At 45.0% G+C, this 1850-nt stretch carries 1 protein-coding gene; it reads left to right on the top strand.

The genetic code is table 11. The annotated features are described in order from the left end of the window. Positions 1 to 151: 151 nt before the first annotated feature. A partial coding sequence (locus MOZ60_RS11475; RefSeq protein WP_370596786.1) for an IS1634 family transposase occupies positions 152 to 1850 on the top strand: 1699 nt, incomplete at its 3' end.

Here is a 1850-nt window from a genome sequence, read left to right as displayed (position 1 = left end):
CGGGACTTTGACAGTTTGTTTTGAATAGAATTTCTCGAAAACCGCATGACTGCGGCTTTTTCTTTGTCTATTTTTGTCAAATTTCTTGCATTTTTATGTTGTATGTGTTGTATGTTTTATGGTACAATAGTCCTGTAGAAGGTATGCAGGCATGAAACTTTATTATGATAAGCGTTTGAAAGATCCAACCTACTATGCTCAGATGGGTTTCCGTACGACTGATGGCAAATCAACTACCAAGAATGTCAAAAAGCTGGGCAAGCATTCTGAGCTTCTCAAGATTACTGATGATCCCGTTGCTTACTGCAAGCAACTGATCGCCAGGATGAATGAAGATTCCAGGCACGGAAAAGAGTCTGTTCAGATCTCTGTTGATCTCAACGAAAAAGTTGACCAGACTTCTGATGACGCCTCCCGCTCTTCTCTGAAGAACATTGGCTATTTTTATCTTCAGTACATTTACAATCAGCTGCGCCTGAACGAGTTTTTCAACATTCATACAGCAGATCGGCGTGATACGTTCGACTATAACCAGATCAATAAGTTCCTTACATACAGCAGAATTCTGGATCCCTGTTCCAAGTATGGCACGTGTGATCATCTGGATTCCTTCTTTGAGCAGCCTGACATCCAGTATCATCAGATCCTGCGCTTTCTTGATATTCTGGAGAACAATACCGACGCTTATCTTGAATGGCTGTATCAGAACAGCAGCCATGTCATTCTCCGCGATTCTTCTGTGGTCTACTATGACTGCACCAATTTCTACTGTGAGACCGAGCAGGATGATGAAGACATCTTCGATGAAGTGACAGGAGAATTGCTGTCCTATGGGCTTCGAAAATATGGTGTCAGTAAAGAGCACCGTCCCAATCCGATTGTGGAAATGGGACTGCTCATGGACAAGCGCGGTATTCCGATCACGATGTGCCTGCATTCCGGCAACACCAGTGAGCAGGTTACTGCAGTACCATTGGAGAAGAAGATCCTGCCGGCTCTTGGGAAATCCAACATCATCTACTGTGCAGATGCCGGACTTGGCTCCTACAATATCCGTCAGTTCAATGCGATGGGCGGCAGATCCTTCATTGTGACGCAGTCAGTAAAGAAGCTTTCTGAAGAAGTGAAGGCTGTTGTCTTCAACGATAAAAACTACAGGCTCCTGTCAAATGACAAACCTGTAACGATCAGCTTCATGAAAAAGTTTGACCACCGCAATCCTGAGAATCTGGCTCTGTACAATGACACTGCATACAAAGTGATTCCAGCAGACAAAGCAATTGATTTTGGACTGTTTGAATACAAGCAGTTACAGAACGGAAGTTCCCGCAAAGTCAAAGCCAAGGGAACTCTGGAGCAGGTTGTAATCATCACCTTCTCCAGGAAAATGATGGAGTACCAGCGGACCGTACGAAACAGACAGATCGGGCGTGCAAAGCAGATGATCAAGATGAAGGATCCGGAAGAAATCAAGAAAGGGCCGAATGACGTCCGGCGTTTCCTGAAGCGTATCGCCAGGGACAAAGACGGAAAGGAAGCAGAAGTAAGCTATGATCTGGATCAGGCAAGAATCGATGAAGAAGAGAAGTACGATGGCTACTATGCCGTTGCGACGAATCTGACAGATGCCAATGTGAAAGATGTACTGAACATTATGCACAAGCGCTACATGATTGAAGACTGTTTCAGAGTGATGAAGACAAACTTTGGATCAAGGCCTGTATACCACAGTGCACAGAGAAGAATCAAAGCACATTTCCTGGTGTGCTACACAGCTCTGCTTGTCTATCGTCTGCTGAGCTGCAGCCTGGATGACAGAGGCACACACATCACGGCCAGAAATCTGATTA

This window comes from Grylomicrobium aquisgranense, assembly GCF_033971865.1.
GTDB lineage: Bacteria > Bacillota_I > Bacilli_A > Erysipelotrichales > Erysipelotrichaceae > Bulleidia > Bulleidia massiliensis.
Note: the sequence above shows the minus strand (reverse complement) of the source record. Positions and strands in the feature narration are given on the sequence as shown.